Origin of the sequence: Streptomyces sp. NPDC050610 (assembly GCF_040654875.1) — a bacterium.
GTDB lineage: Bacteria > Actinomycetota > Actinomycetes > Streptomycetales > Streptomycetaceae > Streptomyces.
The window spans coordinates 1-1,407 of the sequence record NZ_JBFAIV010000096.1 but is presented as its reverse complement, the minus strand read 5'-3'; the positions used below and the strand labels follow the sequence as shown (position 1 = coordinate 1,407).

Here is a 1,407-nt window from a genome sequence, read left to right as displayed (position 1 = left end):
TCCATGATCGTGTCCGGCAGGTCGCCGATGCCCGCGAGGGCCGCCATGGCGAAGGTGGGGAACTTCGCGACCTCGTGGTTGGGGCCGGACACCCGGAGGGTGGGCCGGTTGCGCTGGTGCCCCGCGTTGAGCAGACCGCGCATCTCTTCGTTCTTCTCCGCGACCTTCACGGAGCCGAAGAGGGTGTCGGCCTCGTCGACGAGCAGGGTGGGCGGGGTGTCGGTGATCGACCGGAACACCGCCGCCGCCGAGGCATTGACCGTGATCAGCGGCTCGTGGACGCTCTCGGTGATCACATCCAGCAGGCGCGACTTGCCGCACCGTTTGGCCGGGCCCACGACGGCCAGCCGCGGAGCGTGCTGCCACGCGGTCTGCAGATGGGTCGCCGCGACCCACAGCGTTACGGCCGTGAAGGCTTCCTCGCCGGGCAGCACGACGTACCGGCGAATCTGCTCCCGCAGCTCCGCCAGCACCTGCGCGCCCTCGGACACCGAGGCCGGAGCAGGGTCTTCTGCGGGCGGCGTGGACTCCGCGGGCCCAATCTCAGGCGGCTGGCCAGGTACGGCGACCGGCGGCCAGGACGGCGGCTCGTCGGGGGCGGAATAGGGCTGGGCTCCGGCATGTTCCATGCGGCGGCTCCTCGTCTGGCGGTGGCGGGCTTGTGCGACCGTGCCGTCGTCGGGTCGGTTCTTGACGGGCCGTTCGGGGCTGCTGGGGCCTCCGGCGTTGCACCGCCGGAGGCCCGTTCCCCTCTCGCGGGCTTCGAGCCATCGCGAGGGAACACGGACCGTACGTCCACACCCGCCCACAGTCCAGCGATTCTGTGTCAGCTCAACGCAGAACCGTCTGCTATGTTGCCGACCCCTCACGCCGCCAGCCCGAGCAGCGCCAGCAGATCCGCGGTGACGACCCGGTAGGCGTTGCCGAGCCGCAGAACCTTGCACGGGTACGCGCCCCGCTTCGCCAACTCGTACCCCTTGCTCCGGCCGAGTCCCAGGGCGCGATTGCTGGTTTCCAGATCAACGGCCACCGGAAGCGCCAGCAGGTCTTCCCGGCTCATCCCCTTCGCCCGTTCTCCGATTGCGGCGTCTTCGTGCATGCGGCATCCCTTTCGGTACAGCCCTCGGCGAACGTGGCCATCACGTCCGGCTCCAGGCGGTACCAACCAGGATCCTCAAGCTAATGTGTCTAAGTGACACAACGTGATCTCGATGATGAAGAGGACGGCTTCCCCGAGTGGGTGGACCGGGTCAAGGCCAACGTGGCCGGCGAAGTCCGGCGCAGAAGGAAGGAGAAGGGGTGGAGCGCGCAGGATCTGGCCGACCGGTGCGAGCGGCTCGGGCATCCCATCCCGCGCAACGTGATCGCCAACATGGAGTCCGGACGCCGCGCCAGCCTCCCGCTGGT

The 1,407-nt window shown here is 69.1% G+C and carries 2 protein-coding genes and 1 pseudogene; 1 reads left to right on the top strand and 2 read right to left on the bottom strand.

Translation table 11 applies throughout. The annotated features are described in order from the left end of the window. Both AB0I22_RS39745 and AB0I22_RS39740 read right to left on the bottom strand, forming a co-directional pair. Nucleotides 1-629, bottom strand: a pseudogene (locus AB0I22_RS39745) (hypothetical protein); the annotation flags it as partial. Nucleotides 630-865: 236 nt separating this feature from the next. Then, on the bottom strand, nucleotides 866-1,099 hold the full coding sequence (locus AB0I22_RS39740) for a hypothetical protein (RefSeq protein ID WP_363135910.1): 234 nt from the start codon (nucleotides 1,097-1,099) through the stop codon (nucleotides 866-868). Between the two features lie 93 nt (nucleotides 1,100-1,192). Here AB0I22_RS39740 and AB0I22_RS39735 point away from each other — a divergent pair. Next, nucleotides 1,193-1,407: helix-turn-helix transcriptional regulator (locus tag AB0I22_RS39735; protein ID WP_363135909.1), on the top strand; the 215-nt coding region annotated here is incomplete at its 3' end.